The organism is Mycobacterium sp. 1164966.3, assembly GCF_001665395.1.
GTDB lineage: Bacteria > Actinomycetota > Actinomycetes > Mycobacteriales > Mycobacteriaceae > Mycobacterium.
This window is the reverse complement of sequence record NZ_LZSG01000070.1, coordinates 135,183-153,826: the sequence shown is the minus strand read 5'-3', so window position 1 is coordinate 153,826 and position 18,644 is coordinate 135,183. Positions and strand designations below refer to the sequence as shown.

Below are 18,644 nucleotides of genomic sequence, written 5' to 3'. Positions count from 1 at the left end.
CGGGCCTGGACCCCGCGCTGGACCACCAGGTCATGATGATGCTGCGCCAGCTGGCCGACGCCGGCCGGGTGGTGATCGTGGTGACGCACATGTTGTCCTACCTGGACATCTGTGACCAGCTGTTGCTGGTGGCACCCGGCGGCAAGATCGCGTACTGCGGCCCCCCCGAGCGCATCGGCGAGGCGATGGGTACCACCAACTGGGCCAAGATCTTCACCAATGTGGGGGCGGACCCCGAGGAAGCCAACCGGCGTTTTCTGGCCCGGAGCCAGGCCAAGAACCAGCCCCCGAAACGGCCGGAGACCGAGCCGGCAGAGCTGGGCAAGCCGGTGCACACCAGCCTGCGGCGCCAGATCTCGACGATCGCGCGGCGCCAGGTCCGCCTGGTTGTCGCCGATCGTGCCTACTTCGTATTCCTGGCGCTGTTGCCGTTCATTCTCGGCGCGTTGTCGCTAACCGTGCCGGGTTCCGGCGGATTCCACATCGCCTCCGAGCACGCCAGCCCTCCCGACGAGTCCGCGCAGATACTCAACCTGCTGGTCAATGCCGCGGCCTTCATGGGCACCGCGCTGACCATCCGCGATCTTGTCGGCGAACGCGCCATCTTCCAGCGAGAACAAGCGGTCGGACTGTCGACCGGTGCCTACTTGCTGGCCAAGACCGGGGTGTTCTGCGTCTTCGCCATCCTGCAGGCGGCGATTGCCACCGCGATCGTGGTTGTCGGCAAGGGTGCGCCGACACGGGGCGCCGCCGTGATGGGCCACACCGCGCTCGCGGCCAGCCTCGAGCTGTTTGCGGCGGTCGCTGCGACGTGCGTGGCGTCGGCCATGCTGGGTCTGCTGGTCTCGTCGCTGGTCCGCTCGACTGAACAGATCATGCCGTTGTTCGTGGTGTCGATCATGGTGCAGTTGGTGCTGTGCGGCGGAATGGTCCCGGTGACCAATCGCATTGGGCTTGAACAGGTTTCGTCGGTGGTGCCGGCGCGTTGGGGATATGCTGCCGGTGCGTCGACGGTCGACCTGCGGACGCTGGTCCCTGGTTCGTTGTTGCCCCAGGACCGGTTCTGGCAGCACACGTCGAAGATCTGGCTGATCGACATGGGCGTGCTGGCCGGGCTCTCGCTCTTCTACGCTTGCTTTGTGCGCTGGAAGATCAGGCTCAAGCGATAGTCCCGAAGCGATAGGCTGAGACCATCCATCCGCCGAAGCACGAAACGTTCGATCTCCTCGCACGCACCAACACCGATCCCAAGGGCATCGTGCGGGCGGTCGACGAGTATGCCGTACAGCCGTGGGGCCTCTATCTGGCGCGGCCCACTCCCGGCCGGGCTCAGTTCCACTACCTCGAATCGTGGCTCTTGCCCTCATTGGGCCTGCGCGCCACCGTGTTTCACTTCAACCCCGGCCACGAGCGGGATCAGGACTACTACCTCGACGTCGGCGAATACACGCCGGGCCCGGACATCTGGCGTTCCGAGGACCACTATCTCGACATCGCGGTGCGTACCGGTCAAGGGTTGAGCCTGGCCGACGTCGACGAGCTGCTGGACGCCGTCCGGCACGGGCTGCTGACTCCGGACGTTGCCGAGCGGGCAGTCCGTCGCGCGATGGACGCCGTCGACGGACTGGCCCGCAACGGCCACGACCTGTCTCGGTGGTTAGCAGGCCGCGGCATGGCACTCACCTGGCGCTGACCTGTTGCGGCACTGGCCGGTTCGCGTGTCAGACAGCGAGTAACCGCTCGAAAAACTCGCGATAGTGCATCAGCGCCAAACGGAGGTCTTCAGTCGAGGCTTCCCGGCCCTGAGCCCACTGCTCTTCGAGACGCGAACGCGCTTGAGCGAAACCGGTCGTGAGCTGCTCCACCAGATCGGAAACCAGGACGTCCGCCTTCTGGACGCATTCCTTCGGATCGTCGACGAACGCCGCCTGCACGCCGGCCCACCGCGCGCGCAACTCGCCGAGCTCGTCGTCGGCGAATAGCGTTTCGGCTGTCGGTGATTCGCGAGTTGTGCTCGCTGGCTCCGCCGATGCCGGCGCAACCTCAGGCCTGGGCGTTGTTTCTTCCGAAGCGACCGCGTGATCCGCCGCCGCACCCGATTGCTGGCTTTGGCTTTGCTCCAGCCCGGCGGACGGTGGCGGCGCGCCGGAAGGCGCCGCTTCCGGGACCTGCGACTCGGTCACCGTTTGATGTTCATGCGTAGTCATGCACTTGCCTCCTTGGACGTGTGGTTCTCCCTGTCAACGTCGAGCAATTTTTCGAACAGCGCTCGATAGTGCACGAACGCCTCGCGTTGCTGCTCGGTGCTGACGTCGGCCTGTTGCTGCGCCAGGTGAATGCCGTGCGCGGCGCGATAGTTCTCGACGATCTGCGGATGGTCTACCGAGATGTCGGCGGCCCGCTGTTCGAAATCGTCGACGGGATAACCGCGTTCGCGCATCACCTCGGTGACCAAGCGATCGGCGACGCCGACGGCGGTTGCCGGGTTGTCCACGAACTTGGTCTGTACCTCATTCCAGCGCGTGGTGAAATCCGATAGAGCCGACGGCGTCAGCGGCACGATGTCGAGCTTTTCTCGGTTGCGTTCCCGGGCAGTGAGTTCATTCTCCGCACCCTTTTGGCTACCGGTCTCGGAAACCAGGCGCTCGTATTCGCGGCCGTAGTGCTGCTTGAGTCGCTCCGTTTTCCTGCGACTGTTGATCACGCTTGCCGCGGCGACCAACACGGCGACCACGACGACGACGGAGACCGCGATCAAAATCCATTCCCATGCGGGCATCTCGTGCTCCTCTCGTACACATGTCGAATAGCCCGAGTGGCGCCAACACAAACGCAATTTTGTGACGCGCCGCACACAGCCAGGCCGACCAGGCGTGGTGGGCTGCCCGACTCAGAAGTAATGCCTGCGGCCGCCGACCGCGCGTCCGGTGCTACCCAGGATGGCCAGGATCACGCCGACGACCAGCGCGATGATCCCGAGGGTCCACAGGATTTGGATCTTGAGCACGAGCCCTGCGATCAGCAGGATGACGCCGAGAATAATCATGACAAGCCTTCTCCCTTGCGATGACTGGATCGGGCCGGTCGACCCGACGCTGCTCTCAGTCGACCACCCTTAAGGGGGGTGGAAATACACCCTTAGGGAGGTAATCTCGCCGACATGCCGGCAACGCCTCGCGCTCCGATCACGATCGCGCTCGTCGACGACTACGACGTTGTCGTCAAAGGCGTGGCCAACATGCTGGAGCCGTACCGGGACCGCATCGTGATCGCAGAACTCGACTCCACCATGCCCGTCAAAGATGCGGTCGACATCGTCCTGTACGACTCGTTCGCCCAACCCGAATCGGATCACGAAGAGATCGGGGTCCTGGTCGCCAATCCCCGAGCGCGCCGAGTTGTGGTCTATACCTGGAACTTTCACCCAGATCTCGTCCAAAGTGCACGGCAACACGGAGCCCACGGGTATCTCTCGAAGACTCTGCCCGCACGGGAACTGGTCGCCGCACTGGAGGCAGTACATGCCGGCGAGGTGGTCATCAGCGAGGTCGAAGGGCGGGCACGTAGCGTGCCCGGGCTGGACTGGCCCGGGCGCGGCGAGGGTCTGAGCGATCGCGAATCAGAGGTCTTGGCGCTGATCACCCAGGGCATGAGCAACGCCGACGTCGCGCGCCTGACCTACCTGAGCCCGAACACCGTCAAGTCCTACATCCGCACGATCTACCGCAAAATCGGCGTCGCCAGCCGCACCCAGGCGGTGCTGTGGGGTGTGAACCACGGCTTCACGCCGGACCATCACCGCATCGAACACTGGCGCGGCGGACCCTGAGTTTCTGCACCGGCACGCCGGGAACTCTCCGGTATGCCCTTCATCGATCTCGCCGAGCTGCCCGACGAGCCCGTTCCCGACTGGCAAGCACCCACGCTGGCCACGCTGACCGACAAACGGTTCTCCGACCCGGGCTGGATCTTCGAGCGCAAGTTCGACGGGATGCGTTGTCTGGCGTTCCGCGACGGCGCTGAAGTGCGGCTGCAGTCGCGAAATCGTAAGTCGCTCAACGGTACCTACCCGGAACTGGTCGACGCGCTCGCCGCCCAGCAAACCAAGCGGTATGTGGTCGACGGCGAAGTGGTGGCATTCGAAGGCAGGCGCACCAGCTTCGCGCGACTGCAGGGACGTCTGGGTATCACCGACCCGAAAGTGGCGAGAGCTTCGAAAATCCGGGTCTTCTATTACCTTTTCGACCTGTTGCACGTCGACGGCAAGTCAACCGTCGATCTCCCCCTGATAGAGCGTAAACGGCTGCTGCGCAACGCAATCGGGTTCAGTGATCCGTTGCGCAACACGCCGCATCGCGTCGAGGACGGGATAGCTGCCTACCGGGCCGCCTGCGGACGGGGCGACGAAGGCGTGATCGCCAAGCTGGCCGACTCGAAGTACGACTCCGGTCGCTCGCCGAATTGGCTGAAGTTCAAGTGCGTCCGCGACCAGGAGTTCGTCGTCGGGGGTTATACCGGCCCCAAAGGCACCCGGGTGGGCGTGGGGGCACTGCTGCTCGGCTACTACGACGGCCGCGACCTGGTTTACGCCGGCAAGGTGGGCACCGGGTTCGACGACGCGTCGCTGCGCAGCCTGCACCAACGGCTGTCAGGCATCGAACAGGATGCACCACCGTTCACCCGGGGTTTGGTGCGCGAGAGCGGTGCCCGCTGGGTGCATCCCGAACTGGTGGCCCAAATCGGTTTCACCGAGTGGACGCGCGACGGCAAGCTGCGCCACCCCCGCTACCAGGGTCTGCGCACCGACAAAGACCCTGGCGACGTCGTGAGGGAGACAAACTGATGCCACGCATCCGAGTCGAGGTCACCCATCCGGACCGGGTGATGTTTCCCGCTGACGGGATCACCAAGGGTGACCTTGTCGAGTACTACTGGGAGGTGGCCGGCACCATGCTGCCGCACCTTAAGGGCCGGCCGCTGAACGGACAGCGGTTTCCCCGCGGAATCGGCGAAAAGGGTTTTCTCCAACAAGATTTCGCCGACGCACTGCCGCCGTGGATTGCTCACGTCGAGGTCGCCAAAGAGGGCGGCACCGTGGTGCATGCGGTGGTCGAGCGCCGAGAAGCAGTTGGCTGGCTGGCCAATCAGAACTGCATCACCTTGCACCTGTGGCAGTCGCGGCAGGCTCGTTTGCACTGCCCCGACCGCCTCGTCTTCGACCTCGACCCCTCGGACAGCGAGTTCGCGGTGGTCCGGGCGACGGCCCACGCGACGGCTGGGGTACTGGATGACTTGGGACTGGCCTGTTATGTGCAGACCACTGGGTCGCGCGGGCTGCATGTCGTGGTGCCGCTGCGTGGCGACACCGACTTCGAGACGACCCGCCAGTTCGCCCGCGATGTCGCCGAAGTGGTGGTGGCCGACGACCCCAAGCACCGCACCGTGGAACCTCGGAAAGCCAATCGCGGCAGCCGGGTCTATCTCGACGTCATGCGAAACGGTTATGCGCAAACAGCAGTTGCGCCGTACTCGGTCCGAGCCCGTGCCGGCGCACCGGTAGCCACGCCACTGGAATGGGACGAATTGCAAAGTCGGCGGCTTCGTGCCGACCGCTTCACCATCCGCGACATTCCTAAACGGCTTGCCGGACAACCTGATCCGTGGGCCGCTATGTTCCGGCACTCGCGGTCGTTGGTCGGCCCCATGCAGCGCCTGGCCAAGCTTCATGCCTGAACTGCCCGATGTTGAAGGGTTTCGACGTGAGCTGGCCGATGCCTTGCCGGGTCGGTTGATCAAGCACGTGGAGGTGCGCGATCGCGGCGTTCTGCGTAACACGACGGCCGCGGCACTCGGGCGTCGACTCAGCGGCCATCGGTTCAAATCCCCGCGCCGGCACGGCAAGTGGCTGATCCTGCCGACCGACGGCCCGACGCTGCTGGTGCATAGCGGCATGACGGGCCATCCCTACTACGCCACCGACGGCGCCGCGGCCAAGGGATACGAGCGGCTGGTGGTATCCCTGGACCAGGGCGAACTACGTTATGCCGACCTCCGCAAATTGCGTGGCGTCTGGCTGGCGGCGAGCGATGACGACATCACGCATGTCACGGGACCGCAGGGTCCCGATGCGCTGGGTATCGGCCTGCCCGCCTTTCGAGAGGCATTAACCGGCCGGCGGGGCCGGCTGAAGACCACGCTGATGGATCAATCGGTGATCGCCGGACTCGGCAACCTGCTGGCCGACGAGATCTGCTGGCGCGCGCGGATAAAGCCAACGCGACCCGTCACCGACTTGGCCGCCGACGACGTGAAATGCCTGCATACCGCGATGACCGGAATATTGCGCACCGCGGTACGGCACGGATGTGTTCCCGGTCTGCCCCGCTGGCTGACCGGAGTGCGCGACGATCCCGACCCGCACTGCCCGCGTTGCGGTACGGCCTTGAGTCATGCCCGGATAAACGGGCGAACTTCGCGGTGGTGCCCCAACTGTCAGCCCACCTGACGGTGCAGCGCGCCCATAAAGTCGCCGGGCGTAATCTCAGCAGCCATGAGTCCATACACGCGCAGCTGGCTGCCGATAACCGCTGTGACGCTGATAGCGGCTGGCTCCCAGCTGTTTCCGGCAATCGCACGCGCGGAGTTGCACAACATCACCTACATCGCGAGGGTCGACGCCCTCACTACGGGAAGTCAGGCCACCTTCGTTATCACGGGCGGCCAGACCAACACCGCACCGTTGGGTACTGTGCCGGGCCGCGCATTTGAAGCCAACACGGTGCTTGACGACCCGCAAAAGGCCGGCATGCGGATCGTGCTGCGATGGCCCTACTCCGCCAATGTGCACTGCGAGATCGACGTGGACGACAACGTTTTCGTCCAAGTCGATCAGCGCGTCGCGCCGGTACCCGGCAACGCCGATCCGCTGAACGGCGTGTTGCAATGCGGCGCGCCGGTGGGTAGCTAGTGGCGATCGCAAGCGCGGCGAAGCCGGGTGCGGCGGGTCGCCACCATCAAGACCAGTGGCGATCGCAAGCGCGGCGAAGCCGGGCGCGGCGGATCGCCACCATCAAGACCAGTGGCGATCGCAAGCGCGGCGAAGCCGGGCGCGGCGGATCGCCACCATCAAGACCCGTGGCGATCGCAAGCGCGGCGAAGCCGGGTGCAGCGGGTCGCCACCATCAAGACCCGTGGCGATCGCAAGCGCGGCGAAGCCGGGCGCGGCGGGTCGCCACCATCAAGACCAGTGGCGATCGCAAGCGCGGCGAAGCCGGGCGCGGCGGGTCGCCACCATCAAGACCAGTGGCGATCTAGGGCCGCCAGCCGGTGGAGTCGGCCCACGCCCAGGCCCGCCGGTAGGCGTCGAGAAACCACGGCTCCTTGGCGTCGGCGTAATGACCGATGTCCGCCCCGCCCGATGCGGCGCTTCGCTCGGCTGCGCGCTTGGTGGCCAGGTAGTCGGCGCGCACGTCCGGATTGGCTTTCAGCCAGTCGGTGAACAGCAACGCGAACTGCTGATTCGGCCAGCCATCGACCCTGATATGCAGATGGGTCGGCCGTCCCGGGTCCGCGGAGCCGTGAAACCGCTTGCGCCACAACGTTGGATCATCGCTGTGGTCGTAACGGCCCACTGCGCTGCGGGCATCGGTCTTGACGGTGTCCTCGGTGATCGAATCGACCCGCGGATACCCAGCTGCCAGCAGCGGCTCGACGAGTTCGCCTGCCACCGCTAGTGATTCGACAGTGATCTGGACGTCGATGACGTCCTTGGCCGGGTAGTCCGGCACCGCCGTCGATCCGATGTGGTCGATCCGCAGCGCCCGATGGCCGCATGCGGTCCGCAACCGATCGATGATGCGCCGTGCCTGATCTGGCCAGTTCGGGTCGGCAGGCACCAGGCGACCCGGGGCCCGGACTATGCGGCGCTCGGTCACGTTGTGGGCGAACGGCAGTATCCGGGTGTTCCACACATCGCGGGCCTGGTGTGCCAAGACATCCGGGCTACCGGAATTGTCCAGCCAGATGTCGGCGACGGCACGACGCTGCTCATCGGTGGCTTGCGCGGCGATCCGGGCGCGGGCGTCGTCTTCGGTCATGCCGCGTTGCTCGACCAACCGGCGCACTCGTAGTTCCACGTCGGCGTGCACGATGACAACCAGTGGGAACAGCGGCGCCATGCCCGACTCCACCAGCAGCGGAATGTCTTCCACGACAACAGCGTCGTCCGAAACCGCCGCGATGATTTCCGAGCGGCGTTTCGCGACCAGCGGATGCACGATGCCGTTAAGCTTCTTTCGCTCCTCGTCGTCGGCAAATGCCTTGGCGGCCAAGGCTGGCCGATCCAACGCCCCATCCGGCAGCAGGATGTCCTCGCCGAAGGCGTCGACCAGTGACGCCAGCCCCTCGGTGCCGGGCTCTACCACCTCGCGGGCGATGACGTCCCCGTCGACGATGATCCCGCCGCATTGCGAGAACGTGCCGGACAGCGCCGATTTGCCGGCGCCGATGCCGCCGGTCAACCCGATGCGCAGCATCCGTGCGGATTACGCGCTGCCGGCGAGCTTTTCCCGCAGGGCGGCCAGTTGAGCGTCGCTGGCCAGCGACCCACCGGCCGACTTTTCCGGCGAGCTGCTGCTGGACGGCGCCTGCTCGCCGCCGCCGTGTCCGGCCGCCTCGGCGGCGGCGAACTTCTCCATCTGCGCGGTGTGCATTTTGTGCCGGCGCTCGGCCTCGGCGTAGCGGGCTTCCCATTCGTTGCGCTGGGCGTCGAAACCTTCCAGCCATTCGTTGGTTTCGGGGTCGAAGCCCTCGGGGAAGATGTAGTTGCCCTGCTCGTCGTAGCTGTCGGCCATGCCGTACTTGGCCGGGTCGAACTCCTCGGTGTAATCCTCGTTGGCCTGCTTGAGCGACAACGAGATTCGGCGCCGCTCCAGGTCGATGTCGATGACCTTGACCATGGCGTCGTCGCCGACGGCGACCACCTGGTCGGGGACCTCTACGTGCCGCTCGGCAAGCTCGGAGATGTGCACCAAGCCCTCGATGCCCTCTTCGACGCGCACGAAGGCGCCGAACGGGACCAGTTTGGTGACCTTGCCCGGCACGATCTGCCCGATGGCATGGGTGCGGGCGAAGTGCCGCCACGGGTCTTCCTGGGTCGCCTTGAGCGACAACGAAACCCGCTCGCGGTCCATGTCGACGTCGAGCACCTCGACGGTGACCTCGTCGCCCACCTGGACCACCTCGGAGGGGTGGTCGATGTGCTTCCAGGACAGCTCGGAGACGTGCACCAGACCGTCCACACCACCGAGATCGACGAACGCGCCGAAGTTGACGATCGACGAGACCACACCCTTGCGGATGGTGCCCTTCTGCAGCTGGTTGAGGAACTCGCTGCGCACCTCGGACTGGGTCTGCTCCAGCCAGGCCCGGCGGCTCAGCACCACGTTGTTGCGGTTCTTGTCCAGCTCGATGATCTTGGCCTCGATCTCCTTGCCGATATACGGCTGCAGATCGCGGACCCGGCGCATCTCGACCAAAGACGCGGGCAGGAAGCCGCGCAGCCCGATGTCGAGGATCAGGCCACCCTTGACCACCTCGATGACCGTGCCCTTGACGGCCTCGTCCTTGGCCTTGAGCTCCTCGATGGTGCCCCAGGCGCGCTCGTACTGGGCGCGCTTCTTGGAGAGGATCAGCCGACCCTCTTTGTCCTCCTTGGTGAGGACCAAAGCCTCGACCTCATCGCCGACGGAAACGACCTCGTTGGGGTCGACGTCGTGCTTGATGGAGAGTTCGCGGGCGGGGATGACCCCTTCGGTCTTGTAGCCGATATCGAGGAGCACCTCGTCCCGGTCCACTTTGACGATCGTGCCTTCGACGATGTCGCCGTCGTTGAAGTATTTGATCGTTTTGTCTATTGCTGCGAGAAAGTCCTCGCTGGTGCCTATGTCGTTGACGGCTACTTGCGGCGAGGTGACGGTGGGACTCGGCATATTGTTGGGTTGCTCCGGACAGGGTCAGGTCGTAGGGACTAAGTGACAGTTGTTGTTGATGTGACCCGCCATCGAGCACCAACGGGCACCTGTCGAGGCTACTCGACTGCGTACATGCTGGACAAACCCGGTCTTCCCAGCTGGTAATTCCTGGTCAGACGGGTCCCGCGGACGCGCCCTAGTGGGCCGCCGAATCCCAGCTGCGCCCGTAGCCCACCGACACCTCCAGCGGGACGTCGAGCGGATAGGCGGCGCCCATCTTCTCCCGGACCAGTGCTTCGACCTGCTCGCGCTCGCCAGGCGCGATCTCGAACAACAGTTCGTCGTGTACCTGCAGCAGCATGCGGGAGGCCAGGCCGGCAGCTTTGATCGCCTTGTCGACCTCGATCATCGCCACCTTGATGATGTCGGCCGCGCTGCCCTGGATCGGCGCGTTGAGCGCCGCCCGCTCGGCGGCCTCGCGGACCTGGCGGTTGCTGCTGTCCAGCTCGGGAAGATAGCGCCGACGCCCCAGCACGGTGGAGGTGTAGCCGTCCTTGCGGGCCTGCTCGACGACGTCCATCAGGTAGTCGCGCACTCCCCCGAAGCGGGCGAAGTAGGCGTCCATCTGCTCCTTGGCTTCCTCGGTGGAGATCTTCAACTGCTGCGACAACCCGTAGGCGCTCAGGCCGTAGGCCAGCCCGTATGACATCGCCTTGACCCGGCGCCGCAATTCGGCGGTGACCTCCTCGATCGGCACGCCGAACGCCCGCGACGCGACGAACGAATGCAGGTCCTCCCCCGTCCGGAAGGCTTCGATCAGGCCGTCGTCGCACGACAGGTGCGCCATGATCCGCATCTCGATCTGGCTGTAGTCGGCGGTCATCAGCTCGCTGTATTCGCCGGCCGGGCCGGAACCGACCACAAACGCGTCGCGGATCTGGCGTCCCGCGTCGGTCCGGATCGGGATGTTCTGCAGGTTGGGCTCGGTCGACGACAACCTGCCCGTCGCGGCGATCGTCTGGTTGAAAGTGGTGTGGATCCGGCCGTCGGCGGCCACCGAGTTGAGCAGCCCGTCGACGGTGACCTTGAGCCGGGTGACATCGCGGTGCGTCAGCAGATGCTGCAGGAACGGGTGCCCGGTCTTGTCGAACAGTGACTGCAGGGCGTCCGCGTCGGTGGTGTAGCCGGTCTTGGTCCGCTTGGTCTTCGGCATGCCCAGTTCGTCGAACAGCACGACCTGAAGCTGCTTGGGCGAGCCCAGGTTGATCTGCTTGCCGATTACGGCGTATGCGGCCTCGGCGGCGTCGCGGATCTGGTCGCCGAACTGGGTTTGCAGCTCCGTCAGCATTTTCAGGCCGACGGCTATGCCGGCGGCTTCCATGTCGGCCAGCACCTGCTGAACCGGCAGTTCCATCTCGCCCAGCAGGGCGGTGGAGTCGATGCGGGCCAGTTCCTCATCGAGCGCGTCGGCGAGATCCACCACCGCGCGGGCTCGCAGGATCACCGTCTGAACGGCCTGACTGTCCACGCCGTCCATGTCGTCGAGCAGCGAAAGCTGTTGCTGTTCAGGGGTTTCGGCGCGCAGCTCGCGACGCAGATAGCGTAGCGACAAGTCGTCGAGGCTGAAGCTGCGCTGGCCCGGGCGCACCAGATAGGCCGCCAGCGCGGTGTCAGAGGTGACGCCGTTCAGCGTCCAGCCACGTCCCGCCAGGTCGTGTGTGGCCAACTTCGCCTCGTGCAGGGCTTTGGGCTGCCGGGGATCGGCCAGCCACGCCGACAGCGCCGCGTCGTCGTCGGGAGTGATTGTGGCGGTGTCGATGTAGCCGCCTTCGCCGTCGGCGGCGGCGATGGCCAGCGCGGTGGCGTCCCCGTCGTAGGGCAGATGGGTGCCCACGACGGCCAGCCCCGCCCGGCGTCCGTCGCCGGCGTGCTCAGCCAGCCACTGCCCCACCGTGCCCGGCTGCAGCGCATCGCCGCGCACGTCGAACCCCTCGTCGACCTCGGGCTCGACCGCCGCCAGGGTATCGAACAGCCGGTCGCGCAGCACCCGGAACTCGAGGTCGTCGAAAAGCCGATGGATCTGGTCCCGGTCCCAGGGCAGCATCCGCAAGGTGTCCGGGGTCTGCGCCAAGGGCACATCGCGGACAAGCTCGGTGAGATCCCGGTTCAGCACGACGTTGGCCACGTGCGCGCGCAACGCGTCGCCCACTTTTCCGCGCACCGAGTCGACGTTGTCGACCAGCGACTGCAGTGTTCCGTACTCGACGATCCACTTGGACGCGGTCTTCTCCCCGACACCGGGAATGCCGGGCAGGTTGTCGCTGGGATCGCCGCGCAGCGCGGCGAAGTCCGGGTACTGCTTGGGGGTCAGCCCGTATTTCTCGACGACGGCCTCAGGGGTGAACCGGGTGAGTTCGCTGACGCCTTTGCGCGGATACAGCACGGTCACGTCGTCGCTGACCAGCTGCAGCGAGTCGCGGTCACCGGTGACCACCAGCACGCGATAGCCCTGGTTCTCGGCCTGGGTGGCCAGCGTGGCGATGATGTCGTCAGCCTCGAAACCGGGCTCGGCGAGCACGGTGATGCCCAGCGCGGCAAGGACTTCCTTGGTGATGTCGATCTGGCCGTGGAATTCGTCAGGGGTGGAGGACCGGTTGGCCTTGTAGTCCGGGTAGCGCTCGGACCGAAAAGTCTGGCGCGACACGTCGAACGCGGCCGCTATGTGCGTCGGTGCTTCGTCGCGCAGCAGGTTGATCAGCATCGCGGTGAACCCGTAGACCGCGTTGGTGGTCAGCCCGCCGCGCGTTTTGAAGTTCTCCGCCGGCAAGGCGTAGAACGCGCGAAACGCCAATGAATTGCCATCGAGCAACATCAGCGTCGGCTTGGCTTGGTCTCCCCCGGCGGATGCGATCTGATCCGGCCGTTCGCCGGCGGTCCTTGCTGGGCTCACGGACCTACTCTAGGCACGGTCGCTGACATCAGAGCAGCCGCCGCTCACCGCCCACGTCGTACTCCGAAACCGCCGCGGACACGATCGAACCTTGTTGTTCACCGCTCGGCCCGCTACCGCGAAACGCATTGACGGCCGCCTGCGACTCCCACCGTTCGAAGGCGTTGATCCGACCGGTATCGAGCAGGTCGGCGCTGATCGCGAAGTCGAGGCACCCCGGTGCCTCCCGGGCCTGTTCGACGACGCCGCGGCATTCCGTTAGGTAGTTATCACGCTGTAGCGGCTCAACGATTAAGTAACCCGCGACGATGATCATCGGACGCTCCTTGACTTGCATTCTGTGTTCCGACGTTGTGACCGTCAGCACTCGGCGAAGTCATCGGCAATTCCCACGCTGCGGGAGCGAACTGGAACACGTTTCAGTTTTGGGCTCAGGCTCGGTAGGCTGGCCCGATGCCCGAGGTCACCAGCCAAGAACCGGCGATCGATGGATGGTTCGCCACCGATGACGCCGGCAACCCACATCTGATCGGCAGTAAGTGCCCGCAGTGTGGCACCTACGTCTTCCCGCCCCGCGAGAACAATTGCCCCAACCCGGTCTGCGACAGCGACACGCTGGAGTCCATCACCCTGTCCACCCGGGGCAAGCTGTGGAGCTACACCGAAAACCGTTATCCGCCTCCGGCTCCGTACCCTGCCCCCGACCCCTTCGAGCCGTTCGCCATCGCCGCGGTGGAACTGGCCGCCGAGGGACTCATCGTGCTGGGCAAGGTGGTGGAGGGCACGCTGGCGGCCGACCTGAAAGTCGGGATGGAGATGGAGCTCACCACGATGCCGCTGTTCACCGATGACGACGGTATCGAGCGCGTCGTGTACGCATGGAGGATCGCGTCATGAGCGTGCCTGAACCGCTGTACATCCTGGGCGCGGGGATGCACCCGTGGGGGAAATGGGGCCGGGACTTCGCCGAATACGGCGTGGTCGCCGCGCGGGCGGCATTGCGCGAGGCCGGCCTGGAGTGGCGCCAGATCCAGCTGGTCGCCGGGGCCGACACCATCCGCAACGGCTACCCCGGCTTCATTGCCGGATCGACATTCGCGCAGAAGCTGGGCTGGAACGGCGTGCCGGTCAGCTCCAGCTACGCCGCATGTGCCAGTGGTTCGCAAGCGCTGCAGAGCGCCCGCGCGCAGATCCTGGCCGGGTTCTGCGACGTCGCACTGGTGATCGGCGCCGACACCACCCCCAAAGGCGCTTTCGCCCCGGTCGGCGGGGAACGCAAGAACGACCCCGACTGGCAACGGTTTCATCTGATAGGCGCGATGAACCCGGTGTACTTCGCGCTGCTCGCGCGGCGCCGGATGGACATCTACGGCGCCACGCCCGAGGATTTCGCGCAGGTGAAGGTCAAGAACTCCAGACATGGTCTGCAGAACCCCAATGCCCGCTACCGCAAGGAATCATCCGTCGACGACGTGCTGGCCAGCAACGTGGTCGCCGATCCGCTGCATCAGCTCGACATCTGCGCCACCTCCGACGGCGCGGCCGCGCTGATCGTGGCCAGCGCGGACTTCGCGCGCAAGCACCTGGGCTCACTCGACGGCGTGCCGTCGGTGCGCGCGGTCAGCACCGTCACCCCCCGCTACCCTCAGCACCTGCCCGAATTGCCGGATATTGCAACGGATTCCACGGCTGTGGTGCCTGCGCCGGAGCGGGTGTTCAAGGACCAGATTCTCGACGCCGCATATGCCGAGGCGGGCATCGGCCCGGAAGACGTGAGCTTGGCCGAGGTCTACGACCTGTCCACCGCGCTGGAGCTCGACTGGTACGAACACTTGGGGTTGTGCGCCAAGGGTGAGGCAGAGGGGCTGCTGCGCAGCGGGGCGACCACTATCGGCGGCAAGGTTCCGGTCAACCCGTCGGGCGGCCTCGCATGCTTCGGTGAGGCCATTCCCGCACAGGCGATTGCTCAGGTCTGCGAACTGACCTGGCAGCTGAAGGGTCAGGCGACCGGCCGCCAAGTTGAGAACGCCACGGTCGGCGTCACCGCCAACCAGGGCCTGTTCGGCCACGGCTCATCGGTGATCGTCGCGCGCTAAAGGCTTCCTTCCCGGCGAGGGTGCGCAAATGTACGTCGTCTGCGGCGTGTCGGCGTACAAACACGCACGCTCGACGGGCGACTACTCCGCAGGATCGGACAGGGTCTCCAACACGATCTCGGCGACCCGCTTCATGGTGGTCCGCCGGTCCATGGCCGCGCGCTGAATCCACTTGAACGCTTCCGGCTCGGACATGTCCTGCTTGGCCTGCAGCAGGCCTTTGGCCCGTTCGACGAGCTTGCGGGTCTCCAGCCGGTCGGTCAGCGTCGCCACTTCCTGCTCCAGCGCACTGAGCTCGCCGAACCGGCTGACCGCCAACTCAATGGCGGGGATCAGGTCGCTGATCGTGAACGGCTTCACCAAGTAGGCCATGGCCCCCGCATCGCGGGCGCGTTCGACCAGATCACGCTGGCTAAACGCGGTCAGCACCACGATCGGTGCGATGCGCTTGCTGGCGATCTCCGATGCGGCGTCGATACCGTCGCGGCGCGGCATTTTCACATCCATGATCACCAGGTCGGGCTTGTGCAGCTCGGCCAGCTCGACTGCTTCCTGGCCGTCGCCGGCTTCGCCCACGATGTCGTAACCCTCCTCTCGCAGCATCTCGGCAAGGTCCATTCGGATGAGCGCTTCGTCTTCAGCGATCAGGACCCGGCGCGGGGTCGCGGCGTCGGCGGCGGTGGTGGGGCCTGTCATGACGGACATTGTGGCGTGGGCGGCAATGACCAGCGACATCGGGGCTCATCTAAGCTGGCTGCCGAGCACAGCGAAGCCCTCGTATCCCAACTGGCAGAGGAAACGGACTCAAAACCCGTCCAGTGTGGGTTCGAATCCCACCGAGGGCACCACCGAGGGCACCGATCACCGCGTGAGGCGGGGCCCTTGTCACACCTGCCACTTCTGTACCGGAGAAGGGCGGCATATTGCGGTCTTGAATGTGATGGCACGGGCGATAGCAGATTGCACGCGTGAGTTCGAGGCCCGCCGCGGGCACTCCGAGGTGATGCTGTACACGATCGGCCACGGCGCAAAGACCGCCGAGGAACTGACCGCCGCACTTCGACGGCACGACATCTCACTGCTGGTCGACGTGCGCAGTTTCCCCGGCTCCCGCCGCAACCCTGACGTATCCAAACAAGCAATGCCGGACTGGCTGGCCCGCGCCGGAATCACCTACCGGCACGAGCCGGACCTGGGTGGACGACGCAAACCGCCCGACACCCCGCTACCGCGTGACCAGTGGTGGGAAAACCCGTCGTTCGCCAATTACGCCGCACATACCCGCACGCCAAGCTTCCAGGCGGCCTACCAGCAGCTGCTTCGCGACGCCGAAAATCACAACGTCGCCATCATGTGTGGGGAGCCGACGTGGTGGCGTTGCCACCGCCGCATGATTGCCGATTTGGCTACCCAGGACGGACATCCGGTGCACCACATCATGCCCAATGAGTCGCTGTCACTGCACAGCACTTCTGATTGGCTAACCCATGATCCATCGACCGGTCCTGACGAGACAGCCGACAACCGCGAGCTCAACCGTTAGGCTCTTAACGTGGGCGCTAAGGCATGCCGTGCCTCATCAGCGGGAATCGACGGTTCGCCGCGCCGCCCGGACTGTGTCGCGGCGGTGCGGGCGCAAGCCCGGGACCGCAACCAGCACTACGCGGAAAGCGTGGCGCGGCGCGCCCGGATACTCAACATCGCCGCCTGGCTGGCTGTGTTGGTCAGCGTGAGCTTTGTCGCGATGCAAGTGCTCATCGGTGCGTGGCTCTGGCAGGTCGTCCTTGTCAACATTGCGGGCGCATTGATCTTCGCGATCGTCCCCATGCTGCATCGCTTTGGAGAATTGGTGGCGCCGCTGACGTTCATCAGCGCGGCCTATGCCACCGTCTTCGCCAGCGTTTGGGACGTGGGCACCGGATCCGGCGCGCACTTCTTCTTCCTGGTGGGCGCCTGTCTGGTGGTGCTGGTGCTCGGTATCGAGCACATCGTGTTGGCCAGCTGTCTGGCGGCGGTCGGCGCCGGCCTGATCATTGCGACCGAGTTCCTGGTGCCACGCAACACCGGGCTGCAACCAGCGTGGGCGCAGTCGCTGGGCTTTGTCATTACCACGCTGTCGGCGATCGTCGTGGTGGTGGTGACGGTGTGGTTCGCGCTGCGTGACACCGCGCGGGCCGAAGCGGTAATGGAATCGGAATACGACCGCTCCGAAGCGCTGCTGGTCAACATGCTGCCGGCAAGCATTGCCGAGCGGCTCAAGGATCCGGACCGAGGCGTAATCGCCGACAAGTACGACGACGCATCGGTGCTGTTCGCCGACATCGCCGGGTTCACCGAGCGCGCCAGCAGCACAGCTCCGGCCGACCTGCTGCGGTTTCTGGACCGCCTGTACAGCGCGTTCGACGCGCTGGTGGACAAGCACGGGCTGGAGAAGATCAAAGTCAGCGGCGACTCCTACATGGTGGTCAGCGGAGTGCCGCGACCCCGGCCGGACCACGTCGAGGCGCTGGCCGATTTCGCCCTCGACATGGCCGATGCGGCGGCCGCACTCAAGGATCCATATGGCAAGCCGGTACCGATCCGGATCGGAATGGCCAACGGCCCGGTGGTCGCGGGCGTCGTCGGTTCCCGCCGTTTCTTCTATGACGTGTGGGGCGACGCGGTGAATGTCGCCTCACGGATGGAAACCACCGACTCGGTGGGCCGCATTCAAGTGCCCGAGACGGTCTATGAGCGTCTCAAGGACGGCTACGTGCTGCAGGCTCGCGGAAGCATCGACGTCAAGGGCAAGGGTGTCATGCGCACGTGGTATCTGGTCGGCCGCAAGGCGGTGGAAGACTCCGGCGATCTCCTTGTGCAGGAAGCGGACACGGCTCACGTGTAGCGGCGTCCGGCACGGCCCGCAAACCCTATACCGGGACCGGCGCATGTGACACACTGCGCCCATGGAACCAACCCCTGCAACCCCTCCCGTTCCAACCTTGTTGCCGCATCTGTGGAAATCCACGCTGCTATCAGGAATTCTGACGCTGATCCTCGGCGTCGTCGTGCTGGCATACCCGACCAAATCGGTCTTGGTCGCCGCGATCGTCTTCGGCGTCTACCTGCTGGTGACTGGTATCTGGCAAGTGGCGTTCGCATTTGCCCTGCACGTCTCGGCCGGCGGGCGCGTGCTGTTGTTCATCAGCGGCGCGGCGGCGCTGGTCTTGGCATTTCTGGCGTTTCGTCATTTCGGCAAGGGCGACGAGGCGACCGCCGTTTACCTACTGGCGATCTGGATCGGCATCGGCTTCATCTTCCGCGGCGTGGCGACGACGGTTTCGGCCATCAGCGATCCCACCCTGCCGGGCCGCGGGTGGGAGATCTTCCTGGGCGTGATGAGCCTGCTGGCCGGCATGATCATGCTCGGATCGCCGTTCACCACCATCGTGATCTTGGCCGAGGTGGTCGGCATCTGGTTGGTCGTCATCGGCACGTTCGAGATCGTTTCGGCGTTCCGAATCCGCAAGGCATCCAACACGCTCGGCGCAGCGATTTCACGGATCGAGAACCCGTGATCCGACGGTAGCGTCGGGCCCGCTGTTCTACTACACTGCGTCGTAGCAGACTAAAGATCCCTGCAGCATT

The 18,644-nt window shown here is 65.3% G+C and carries 20 protein-coding genes and 1 tRNA gene; 13 read left to right on the top strand and 8 right to left on the bottom strand.

The features are described 5' to 3' along the window. Positions 1–32 precede the first annotated feature (32 nt). Together A9W99_RS27910 and A9W99_RS25545 are read left to right on the top strand one after the other, a co-directional pair. Positions 33–1,169 carry an ABC transporter permease gene (locus A9W99_RS27910; RefSeq protein WP_371514990.1) on the top strand — a complete coding sequence of 379 codons (1,137 nt, stop codon included), beginning with the start codon at positions 33–35 and terminating at the stop codon, positions 1,167–1,169. 89 nt (positions 1,170–1,258) lie between these two features. Continuing rightward, the gene (locus A9W99_RS25545; RefSeq protein ID WP_067385173.1) at positions 1,259–1,693 is read left to right on the top strand and encodes a DUF402 domain-containing protein; all 435 of its coding nucleotides are present in this window, start codon (positions 1,259–1,261) and stop codon (positions 1,691–1,693) included. Between the two features lie 28 nt (positions 1,694–1,721). Here A9W99_RS25545 and A9W99_RS25540 read toward each other — a convergent pair whose 3' ends face one another. From A9W99_RS25540 to A9W99_RS26925, 3 genes are all read right to left on the bottom strand, one after another. Further along, on the bottom strand, positions 1,722–2,207 hold the full coding sequence (locus A9W99_RS25540; protein WP_067385170.1) for a hypothetical protein: 486 nt from the start codon (positions 2,205–2,207) through the stop codon (positions 1,722–1,724). Continuing rightward, positions 2,204–2,779: a hypothetical protein gene (locus A9W99_RS25535; RefSeq protein WP_067385168.1), complete on the bottom strand. Its 576-nt coding sequence runs from the start codon at positions 2,777–2,779 to the stop codon at positions 2,204–2,206. The genes A9W99_RS25540 and A9W99_RS25535 overlap by 4 nt, the downstream gene beginning before the upstream one ends. 111 nt (positions 2,780–2,890) lie before the next feature. Continuing rightward, entirely contained in the window at positions 2,891–3,046 is a 156-nt protein-coding gene (locus A9W99_RS26925; RefSeq protein ID WP_172828949.1) for a DUF6131 family protein, read from the bottom strand. Positions 3,047–3,160: 114 nt separating this feature from the next. Between A9W99_RS26925 and A9W99_RS25530 the strand changes: the two genes are divergently transcribed. From A9W99_RS25530 to A9W99_RS25510, 5 genes are read left to right on the top strand one after another with little or no spacing between them, the layout of a single operon-like run. Beyond that, on the top strand, positions 3,161–3,829 hold the full coding sequence (locus A9W99_RS25530; RefSeq protein WP_067385165.1) for a response regulator transcription factor: 669 nt from the start codon (positions 3,161–3,163) through the stop codon (positions 3,827–3,829). 33 nt (positions 3,830–3,862) lie between these two features. Beyond that, positions 3,863–4,843, top strand: a complete 981-nt coding sequence (ligD, locus tag A9W99_RS25525; protein ID WP_067385162.1) for a non-homologous end-joining DNA ligase — start codon at positions 3,863–3,865, stop codon at positions 4,841–4,843. Continuing rightward, a complete protein-coding gene (gene ligD / locus A9W99_RS25520; protein ID WP_067385157.1) occupies positions 4,843–5,733 on the top strand; it encodes a non-homologous end-joining DNA ligase in 891 nt (296 codons plus the stop codon). Before ligD (A9W99_RS25525) ends, ligD (A9W99_RS25520) begins: the two co-directional genes overlap by 1 nt. Further along, positions 5,726–6,505, top strand: a complete 780-nt coding sequence (locus tag A9W99_RS25515) for an Fpg/Nei family DNA glycosylase (protein WP_067385154.1) — start codon at positions 5,726–5,728, stop codon at positions 6,503–6,505. Before ligD (A9W99_RS25520) ends, A9W99_RS25515 begins: the two co-directional genes overlap by 8 nt. 45 nt (positions 6,506–6,550) lie before the next feature. Next, positions 6,551–6,967 (top strand): hypothetical protein, encoded by a 417-nt coding sequence (locus tag A9W99_RS25510; protein WP_067385151.1) that lies wholly within the window; start codon positions 6,551–6,553, stop codon positions 6,965–6,967. Between the two features lie 343 nt (positions 6,968–7,310). Here A9W99_RS25510 and coaE read toward each other — a convergent pair whose 3' ends face one another. From coaE to A9W99_RS25485, 4 genes are all read right to left on the bottom strand, one after another. Continuing rightward, positions 7,311–8,534, bottom strand: coding sequence for a dephospho-CoA kinase (gene coaE, locus A9W99_RS25500; RefSeq protein ID WP_067385148.1), 1,224 nt, complete (start codon positions 8,532–8,534; stop codon positions 7,311–7,313). A gap of 9 nt (positions 8,535–8,543) precedes the next feature. Beyond that, positions 8,544–9,989: a 30S ribosomal protein S1 gene (gene rpsA / locus A9W99_RS25495; protein WP_067385145.1), complete on the bottom strand. Its 1,446-nt coding sequence runs from the start codon at positions 9,987–9,989 to the stop codon at positions 8,544–8,546. Between the two features lie 178 nt (positions 9,990–10,167). Then, positions 10,168–12,843 (bottom strand): DNA polymerase I, encoded by a 2,676-nt coding sequence (gene polA, locus A9W99_RS25490; RefSeq protein ID WP_067385309.1) that lies wholly within the window; start codon positions 12,841–12,843, stop codon positions 10,168–10,170. Positions 12,844–12,949: 106 nt separating this feature from the next. Then, positions 12,950–13,237: a putative quinol monooxygenase gene (locus A9W99_RS25485; protein ID WP_067385304.1), complete on the bottom strand. Its 288-nt coding sequence runs from the start codon at positions 13,235–13,237 to the stop codon at positions 12,950–12,952. Positions 13,238–13,374: 137 nt separating this feature from the next. On the opposite strand from A9W99_RS25485, the gene A9W99_RS25480 reads away from it, so the two are divergent. Together A9W99_RS25480 and A9W99_RS25475 are read left to right on the top strand one after the other, a co-directional pair. Then, entirely contained in the window at positions 13,375–13,818 is a 444-nt protein-coding gene (locus tag A9W99_RS25480) for a Zn-ribbon domain-containing OB-fold protein (protein ID WP_067385142.1), read from the top strand. After that, positions 13,815–15,017, top strand: coding sequence for a lipid-transfer protein (locus A9W99_RS25475; RefSeq protein ID WP_067385300.1), 1,203 nt, complete (start codon positions 13,815–13,817; stop codon positions 15,015–15,017). Before A9W99_RS25480 ends, A9W99_RS25475 begins: the two co-directional genes overlap by 4 nt. 81 nt (positions 15,018–15,098) lie before the next feature. Here A9W99_RS25475 and A9W99_RS25470 read toward each other — a convergent pair whose 3' ends face one another. Then, complete coding sequence (locus A9W99_RS25470; protein ID WP_067385297.1) at positions 15,099–15,713, bottom strand: ANTAR domain-containing response regulator; 615 nt, start codon at positions 15,711–15,713, stop codon at positions 15,099–15,101. A gap of 75 nt (positions 15,714–15,788) precedes the next feature. Between A9W99_RS25470 and A9W99_RS25465 the strand changes: the two genes are divergently transcribed. The 4 genes from A9W99_RS25465 to A9W99_RS25450 all read left to right on the top strand — a co-directional run bounded on the left by A9W99_RS25465 (position 15,789) and on the right by A9W99_RS25450 (position 18,574). Then, a tRNA-Leu gene (locus A9W99_RS25465) sits at positions 15,789–15,865 on the top strand. Positions 15,866–15,957: 92 nt separating this feature from the next. Beyond that, on the top strand, positions 15,958–16,560 hold the full coding sequence (locus tag A9W99_RS25460; protein WP_082930213.1) for a DUF488 family protein: 603 nt from the start codon (positions 15,958–15,960) through the stop codon (positions 16,558–16,560). Positions 16,561–16,569: 9 nt separating this feature from the next. Continuing rightward, a complete protein-coding gene (locus tag A9W99_RS25455) occupies positions 16,570–17,901 on the top strand; it encodes an adenylate/guanylate cyclase domain-containing protein (protein ID WP_067385139.1) in 1,332 nt (443 codons plus the stop codon). A 61-nt stretch (positions 17,902–17,962) separates the two neighbouring features. Then, the gene (locus tag A9W99_RS25450; RefSeq protein WP_156623281.1) at positions 17,963–18,574 is read left to right on the top strand and encodes an HdeD family acid-resistance protein; all 612 of its coding nucleotides are present in this window, start codon (positions 17,963–17,965) and stop codon (positions 18,572–18,574) included. The last annotated feature ends 70 nt before the right edge of the window (positions 18,575–18,644 follow it).

What these genes read in the sequence shown, in the direction of transcription:
- rpsA (WP_067385145.1), bottom strand. Translation starts at nt 9,989, where the DNA reads ATGCCGAGTCCCACCGTCACCTCGCCGCAAGTAGCCGTCAACGACATA.
- A9W99_RS25460 (WP_082930213.1), top strand. Translation starts at nt 15,958, where the DNA reads ATGGCACGGGCGATAGCAGATTGCACGCGTGAGTTCGAGGCCCGCCGC.
- A9W99_RS25475 (WP_067385300.1), top strand. Translation starts at nt 13,815, where the DNA reads ATGAGCGTGCCTGAACCGCTGTACATCCTGGGCGCGGGGATGCACCCG.
- polA (WP_067385309.1), bottom strand. Translation starts at nt 12,843, where the DNA reads ATGTTGCTCGATGGCAATTCATTGGCGTTTCGCGCGTTCTACGCCTTG.
- A9W99_RS25480 (WP_067385142.1), top strand. Translation starts at nt 13,375, where the DNA reads ATGCCCGAGGTCACCAGCCAAGAACCGGCGATCGATGGATGGTTCGCC.
- A9W99_RS25510 (WP_067385151.1), top strand. Translation starts at nt 6,551, where the DNA reads ATGAGTCCATACACGCGCAGCTGGCTGCCGATAACCGCTGTGACGCTG.
- ligD (WP_067385162.1), top strand. Translation starts at nt 3,863, where the DNA reads ATGCCCTTCATCGATCTCGCCGAGCTGCCCGACGAGCCCGTTCCCGAC.
- A9W99_RS25530 (WP_067385165.1), top strand. Translation starts at nt 3,161, where the DNA reads ATGCCGGCAACGCCTCGCGCTCCGATCACGATCGCGCTCGTCGACGAC.
- A9W99_RS26925 (WP_172828949.1), bottom strand. Translation starts at nt 3,046, where the DNA reads ATGATTATTCTCGGCGTCATCCTGCTGATCGCAGGGCTCGTGCTCAAG.
- A9W99_RS27910 (WP_371514990.1), top strand. Translation starts at nt 33, where the DNA reads ATGATGATGCTGCGCCAGCTGGCCGACGCCGGCCGGGTGGTGATCGTG.
- A9W99_RS25450 (WP_156623281.1), top strand. Translation starts at nt 17,963, where the DNA reads ATGGAACCAACCCCTGCAACCCCTCCCGTTCCAACCTTGTTGCCGCAT.
- A9W99_RS25540 (WP_067385170.1), bottom strand. Translation starts at nt 2,207, where the DNA reads ATGACTACGCATGAACATCAAACGGTGACCGAGTCGCAGGTCCCGGAA.
- A9W99_RS25515 (WP_067385154.1), top strand. Translation starts at nt 5,726, where the DNA reads ATGCCTGAACTGCCCGATGTTGAAGGGTTTCGACGTGAGCTGGCCGAT.
- ligD (WP_067385157.1), top strand. Translation starts at nt 4,843, where the DNA reads ATGCCACGCATCCGAGTCGAGGTCACCCATCCGGACCGGGTGATGTTT.
- A9W99_RS25470 (WP_067385297.1), bottom strand. Translation starts at nt 15,713, where the DNA reads ATGACAGGCCCCACCACCGCCGCCGACGCCGCGACCCCGCGCCGGGTC.
- A9W99_RS25535 (WP_067385168.1), bottom strand. Translation starts at nt 2,779, where the DNA reads ATGCCCGCATGGGAATGGATTTTGATCGCGGTCTCCGTCGTCGTCGTG.
- A9W99_RS25485 (WP_067385304.1), bottom strand. Translation starts at nt 13,237, where the DNA reads ATGATCATCGTCGCGGGTTACTTAATCGTTGAGCCGCTACAGCGTGAT.
- coaE (WP_067385148.1), bottom strand. Translation starts at nt 8,534, where the DNA reads ATGCTGCGCATCGGGTTGACCGGCGGCATCGGCGCCGGCAAATCGGCG.